This is a genomic window from Streptomyces sp. YIM 98790, from assembly GCF_011421595.1.
Taxonomy (GTDB): Bacteria; Actinomycetota; Actinomycetes; order Streptomycetales; family Streptomycetaceae; genus Streptomyces.
The window spans coordinates 1-5,959 of record NZ_WTLH01000268.1 but is presented as its reverse complement, the minus strand read 5'-3'; the positions used below and the strand labels follow the sequence as shown (position 1 = coordinate 5,959).

At 75.4% G+C, this 5,959-nt stretch carries 3 protein-coding genes and 2 pseudogenes; 3 read left to right on the top strand and 2 right to left on the bottom strand.

Features of this window, described 5'->3' with window-relative positions; all coding sequences use genetic code 11:
• The first annotated feature begins 186 nt into the window (after nt 1–186).
• The 3 genes from GQS09_RS26360 to GQS09_RS26350 all read left to right on the top strand — a co-directional run bounded on the left by GQS09_RS26360 (nt 187) and on the right by GQS09_RS26350 (nt 3,843).
• The gene (locus tag GQS09_RS26360; RefSeq protein ID WP_165990048.1) at nt 187–666 is read left to right on the top strand and encodes a cation:proton antiporter regulatory subunit; all 480 of its coding nucleotides are present in this window, start codon (nt 187–189) and stop codon (nt 664–666) included.
• A 102-nt stretch (nt 667–768) separates the two neighbouring features.
• Nucleotides 769–2,154: a cation:proton antiporter gene (locus GQS09_RS26355; protein ID WP_243761810.1), complete on the top strand. Its 1,386-nt coding sequence runs from the start codon at nt 769–771 to the stop codon at nt 2,152–2,154.
• 252 nt (nt 2,155–2,406) lie between these two features.
• Complete coding sequence (locus tag GQS09_RS26350) at nt 2,407–3,843, top strand: FGGY family carbohydrate kinase (RefSeq protein ID WP_165990047.1); 1,437 nt, start codon at nt 2,407–2,409, stop codon at nt 3,841–3,843.
• 49 nt (nt 3,844–3,892) lie between these two features.
• On the opposite strand, the pseudogene GQS09_RS26345 reads toward GQS09_RS26350, so the two are convergent.
• Both GQS09_RS26345 and GQS09_RS26340 read right to left on the bottom strand, forming a co-directional pair.
• Nucleotides 3,893–5,153 (bottom strand): annotated as a pseudogene (locus GQS09_RS26345) (RNA polymerase sigma factor).
• Nucleotides 5,154–5,395: 242 nt separating this feature from the next.
• Nucleotides 5,396–5,959: pseudogene (locus GQS09_RS26340) on the bottom strand (DNA primase); the annotation flags it as partial.

Below are 5,959 nucleotides of genomic sequence, written 5' to 3'. Positions count from 1 at the left end.
GGCGCACGGCTCCGCCGGCGGACGGCCGGGACGCGGGCCGGCCGGCCGCCGGGCGGGCACGCGCGCGGAGACCGCCGCGGCCGGTGACCGTCACGTTCCCGGCCGGGGCATATGCTGCCCGTCGGCACGCTCCCGGAGGGCACCCACAGGTAGCGTTGAAGAACACGACCCGGGAGGAGACCGGTCATGGGTACCAGGCGCACGCCCCTGCCGGGGGTCGGCATCCGCTACGAGATAGAGACCCGTGCGGGCCAGTGGCTTGCCGTGGTGGTGCACGACGACGGACGGCGCTTCATCGGCTTCTACGATCCCGAGGACCCGGACACCTGCCGGGCCAATGTGGCCCTCGACGCCGACGAGGCGGCGTGGGTCGCGGACCTGGTGGCCCCGGAGCCCGCAATCCGCGAGCTGCCGCTGGGCGAGCTGGAGCTGGACCTGGTCACGGAACGCATCCCGATCGGCGCGGAGTCCCCCTACCGTGGGCGGCCGCTCGGTGACACCCGGGCGCGCACCCGCACCGGGGCGTCCATCGTGGCGGTACTGCGCCGCACCGGCGCCCACCCCTCCCCCGGCCCGGACTTCCGGCTGGAGGTGGGCGACGCCCTGCTGGTCGTGGGCACCCGCGAGGGCGTGACCGACCTGGCCGGGATCATCGCGGGCGGCTGACGCCCCGCCGGTGCCGGCCGGCCCGGGCGGACGGCACCGGCAACGGTGCCGGGCGAGGTGAGGACCACCGGGCCGGACGACACAACGGAAGGGGGCTCAAGGATGCAGATCGCCGCCGCGGAGACGGCCGTCACGCTGATGGAGCTGGGCGCGGTGATTCTCGGTCTCGGTCTCGCCGGACGGCTGGCCGAGCGGCTCGGCCTGTCCCCCATTCCGCTCTATCTGCTCGGCGGCCTCGCCTTCGGCACCGGCGGGCTGCTGCCGCTGGACGCCTCCAGCGAGGAGTTCTTCCAGATCGGCGCGGAGATCGGGGTGGTGCTCCTGCTGCTGATGCTGGGCCTGGAGTACAGCGCCTCGGAGCTGGTGGACAATCTGCGGCGGCAGTACGGGACCGGCCTGGTGGACCTGGTGCTCAACGCCCTGCCGGGCGCGGTGGCGGCGCTGCTGCTGGGCTGGGGGGCGGTGGCGGCCGTGGCCCTTGCCGGAATCACCTACATCTCCTCGTCCGGGGTGATCTCCAAGATCCTCACCGATCTGCGGCAGCTCGGTAACCGGGAGACACCGGCGGTGCTGGGTGTGCTGGTGCTGGAGGACCTGGCGATGGCGGCCTATCTGCCGCTGCTGACCGCCACCCTGTCCGGGCTGTCGCTGGCGGGTACCTCCCTCACCCTGGTCATCGCGCTGGGCACGGCCGGGCTGGCGCTCTATCTGGCACTCCGCCACGGACGGCTGATCAGCAAGGCGGTGGCCTCGGACAATCCGGAGATGCTGCTGCTGGCGGTGGTCGGGCTGACCCTGCTGGTGGCCGGTGTCGCCGAGCGGCTCCAGGTCTCGGCCGGGGTGGGCGCGTTCCTGGTGGGCATCGCACTCTCCGGGGAGGTGGCGCACCACGCGCGGCGGGTGATCACCCCGCTGCGGGATCTGTTCGCGGCGCTGTTCTTCGTCTTCTTCGGCCTCTCCACGGCACCGGCCGACATCCCGCCGGTGCTGGTCACGGCGCTGCTGCTGGGCCTGGTCACCGCGCTGACCAAGATCGCCACCGGCTGGTACGCGGCCCGGCGCGCCGGGGTGGGCGGGCGCGGCCGGTGGCGGGCCGGCGGCGCGCTGGTGGCACGCGGCGAGTTCTCACTGGTGATCGCCGGGCTGGCGGCCGGGGCCGAACCGCGGATCGCCCCGCTGGCCGCCGCCTACGTACTGATCATGGTGATTCTGGGGACGCTGACCGCGCGGTTCGCCGAGCCGGTCTACCGGAGGGTGCGGAACCGGCCGTCCGACACGCCGGGCACACGCCCGGGCACGGGCTTCCCCGCCTTAGCGTCCGGAGCGGGTCCGGCCGTGGACGGCACGGTGGGCGGCACGGTGCCGCCCGGGGCGGAGGGCAAGGGTGGCCGCGACGGCCGGAACCGGCCGGGCGGGACACCGCCCGGCGCGGGGGAGGACGGCTCGTCCGGCGGCCCGGGGGCGGGCCGGGTGTCCCGGTTCCGCTGACCGGCCGCTTCGCCCCTCGGGAGCGGCGCGGGCCCGGCTGGGGGCGACGGCGGGCGGTCCGGGGTCCGGCAGGTCGAGGACCGCCGGGCCGGCGGGCGCGGGCGCACTCCCCGGGAACCGCGGCCCGGACCGGATCTGGGCGGGCCGGGCGCGGGCGGGATGTGCCCCGGTCGTGTCACGACTCCGGGCCAGGACTCCAAAGAGATCGCAACCAACGCCGTTACAGGCCCGTGATGGGGCATCATCAGCCGCATGGGGATTGTTGCCGGTCTGGTCTGTTCGGCCTCGTACACCAGCATCGTGGTCTGCGACGCCGACACCGGGGAGCTGCTCCGCCAGGGGCACGCCGAGCATCCGGAGGGGGAGCCGGCGCCGGAGTCGTGGCTGCTCTCGCTGGGCGAGGCGGCGGACGGCGGGGTGCTGGAGGACGTCACCGCCATCGGGGTGGCCGCGCAGGCCAACGCGGTGGTGGTGCTGGACGCCGAGGGCCAGGTGGTGCGGCCGGCGCTGAGCGGTGAGGAGCAGAGCGCGGGCGCCGCGGTGCAGCTGACGGACGCCCTCGGCGGCCGGGAGGCGTGGGCGGGCGCGGTCGGCCTGGTGCCGCAGCCGGGTCACCCGGTGGTGCAGCTGAGGCGGCTGGCCCGCGCGGAGCCGGAGGCGGCACGGCGGGTGGCGGCCGTGCTGCAGCCGCAGGACTGGCTGGTGTGGCAGCTTCTGGGGCGTCCCGGCCGGTTCACCACGGACCGGGGCGGGGCGTCGGGCACCGGCTACTGGTCGGCGGCCACCGGGCAGTGGCGGCCGGATCTGGTGGAGCTGGCGCTGGGGCACCCGGCGGCGCTGCCGCAGGTGCTGGGACCGGCCGAGGCGGCCGGGCGGACCCCGGAGGGGCTGCTGATCTCGGCGGGCACCGCGGAGATCATGGCGGCGGCGCTGGGGCTGGGCATCGGGCCGGGGGACGCGGTGATCTCGCTGGGCGCCTCGGGCTCGGTGTGCGCGGTGCACGAGGCGGCGCTGACCGACGACGGGGGGACGGTGACCGCGCTGGCGGACGCGACGGGGCTGCATCTGCCGGTGGTGCGCACGCTGAACGCCACCCGGGTGCTGCGCGGCACGGCGGATCTGCTGGGCTGCGATCTGGCGCACCTGTCGGAGCTGGCGCTGCGCTCCACGCCGGGCGCGCACGGACTGGTGCTGCTGCCGTACCTGGCGGGCGAGCGCACCCCCGACCTGCCGCACACCGCGGGCACGCTGGCCGGGCTGCGGCGGGAGTCGATGAAGCCGGAGCATCTGGCGCGGGCGGCGTTCGAGGGAATGCTGTGCGGGCTGGCCGACGCCGCGGACGTACTGCGGGGCCGCGGCGTCAGGATGGAACGTTTCTTCCTGCTGGGGGCGGCGGCCGAGCTGCCGGCCCTGCAGGCCCTTGCCCCGGGGCTGCTGGGGGCGCCGGTGGTGGTGCCGGCCCCGGCCGACTACACCGCGCTGGGCGCCGCCCGGCAGGCGGCATGGGCGCTCGGCGCGGCCGAGGACCGGCTCGGCCCGGACGCCCCGCCGGCCGGCGGCGAGTGGGGGCGGGGCGCGGCGCAGGGCCAGACCTTCACCCCTGCCGAGGAGGACTTCGCCGTCGGCCAGGCGGTCCGCCAGCAGTTCATCGCCCTCCGCGAGGAACGGCACCCCGAGGCGTTCGCCTGACGCCGGTCCCGGCGCCCGCGCCGGCCGGGGCCGTGCCGTCGGCGGGGAGTCAGTCCAGGTAGCCGCGGAGGTGGTCGGCGTAGGCGTGGTCGCGGAGCTTGGCGAGGGTCTTGTGCTCGATCTGCCTTATGCGTTCACGGGTGACGCCGAAGATGCGGCCGATCTCCTCCAGGGTCCGGGGCCTGCCGTCCACCAGGCCGTAGCGCAGCTCGACCACCCGGCGCTCACGGTCGCCGAGCATGGACAGCACCGCCTCCAGCTGCTGCCGCAGCAGCAGGAACGCTGCCGACTCGGCCGGGCTCGGCACATCGGCGTCCTCGATCAGATCGCCGAGGTTGACGTCGTCCTCCTCGCCGACCGGTGACTGGAGCGAGACCGGGTCCTGGGCCAGCCGCAGGATCTCCCGCACCCGCTCGGCCGTCAGGTCGAGCTGCTCGGCGACCTCCTGGGCGGTGGGCTCCTGGCCGCGTTCCTGGAGGAGGCGGCGCTGCACCCGCACCACCCGGTTGATGAGTTCGACGACATGGACCGGCACCCGGATGGTCCGCGCCTGGTCGGCGATGGCCCGGGACATGGCCTGGNGCCCGGGACATGGCCTGGCGGATCCACCAGGTGGCGTAGGTGGAGAACTTGAACCCGCGGGTGTAGTCGAACTTCTCCACCGCGCGGATCAGCCCGAGATTCCCCTCCTGCACCAGGTCGAGCATGGTCAGCCCGCGCCCCAGGTAGCGCTTGGCCACGGAGACCACCAGCCGCAGATTGGCCTCGATGAGCTGGCGCTTGGCGATCCGGCCACGCACCACCAGACGGTCCAGGTCCAGGGCGAGGCGGTCGTCGAGCCCGCGGCCCGCGATGCCCAGCCGCTCCTCGGCGAACAGCCCGGCCTCGATCCGGCGGGCCAGTTCCACCTCCTCCGAGGCGGTCAGCAGCGGGATGCGGCCGATCTCCCGCAGGTACTGCCGGAACAGGTCGCCCGAGGTGCCGCCGGAGTCGGTGCGCAGCGTCACCTCCGTCTCGGCGCCGGGCGGGCGGCGCTGCTCCGGAATGCGCTCCCAGGGCACGTCGCCGTCGGTGTCGAGGTCGCTCCCGGCCGTGCTGCTCTCCTCGGCAGCGGAGGAGGGGGGCGGTGGCGGTCCGGGGGTGGGCTCCGGCGGCGGGGCGGGGACGGGGTCGGGCTCGGGCGGCACCGGCGGATGCGGATCGGGCGGGGGCGGCACGGTCTGGCGGAGAGGATCGACCGGAGCGTCGGCCGTGTCGCGATCGGCCACGGGTCCTGCCGTCGCCGTACCGGTCAGGGTCTGGGTCTGCACTGAGCGACCTCCAGTTGATCGCGGCCAGTCAAAGACGGCACCGCAAACCAGTGTGGATTAATGCCTACCCACGGCACGAGGGTCATGCGTCCGGTTTCTGCGCGCAACCGCTACGCCACGCGCACTTCCGGCTACCTCACGGTGATATGGGTGGCGGCATATGCCACGTGAGGTGCCCGGCGTCCAGGAACGGCGGGCTCCGGGGGCGGCCGGCCGGGTGAGGCCGTGGGGGCCCGGAAGCCTCAGGAGTACAGGGCGGCGGCGCCGCGCTCCACCAGCGCGGTGCGGTACCGCTGGAGGGTCCAGACCTCCTGCCATAGGGCGGCGGAGCGCTCGGCGCCGCCCTGGGCGTCCTGCCGGCGGGCCGCGGACTCCAGCTCGGCGATGCGCCGCCGCACCGCGGCCAGCCGGACATCGCACAGCAGCTGCGCGGCATAGCTGTCGGCCTCGCGCTGGCGGCGGCGCGGCAGCTCCAGCGGTTCCACGGCCAGCTCGGTGATCAGCGCACGGACCCTGTCGTCCGGCGCGGCCTCCCGCACCCGGGCGAGAAAAGCCTCGTCGGCGTGCTCGGTGCCGCCGGCCTCGGCGATGGCCCGGCGGACCACGGCATAGGGCGGGCCGGTGAACTCGTCCTCCCCGTAGGCGTCGAAGACCGGGGCGACGAGCTGCGGCTGCTGGAGCGCGACCTTGAGCAGCTCGCGCTCGGCGCGATGCGCCGGGCTGCGCAGATTGAGCGGCGGCCCCAGGGGCGGGCGGGGACCCGGCGGCGCCCCGGCGGCTGCGGCGGCCCCGGCGCCACGGGCGGG